General features: G+C 63.6%; 1 protein-coding gene. It reads right to left on the bottom strand.

All coding sequences use genetic code 11. The annotated features are described in order from the left end of the window. On the bottom strand, positions 1 to 238 hold a 238-nt coding region (locus ACSNOK_RS35375), incomplete at its 3' end, for a hypothetical protein (RefSeq protein WP_436784779.1). Positions 239 to 250: the final 12 nt, after the last annotated feature.

Here is a 250-nt window from a genome sequence, read left to right as displayed (position 1 = left end):
GGGGGACGCTGTCGCCAAGCCGGCTCAAGTCGTGGTCGAAGACTTCCAGCTGGTTGTCGGAGGCAACCAGCAATCGGCCATCCGGGGTGGCGGCATTGGCTCGAATGGGGCGTTCGAGCGTGACGGACGCCTCTTCTTCGAGCGTCACCGTATCTACCGAACTGAGCACTCGTTCGAACCCAGAATCGCCGGCCAGGGTGCAGGCGCGCAGCAGTCTTGCCTGCAGAAGCACGGCCATCGAGCACTCTGA

The sequence above is a fragment of the Streptomyces sp. URMC 126 genome (assembly GCF_051386555.1).
Taxonomy (GTDB): domain Bacteria; phylum Actinomycetota; class Actinomycetes; order Streptomycetales; family Streptomycetaceae; genus Streptomyces.
Note: the sequence above shows the minus strand (reverse complement) of the source record. Positions and strands in the feature narration are given on the sequence as shown.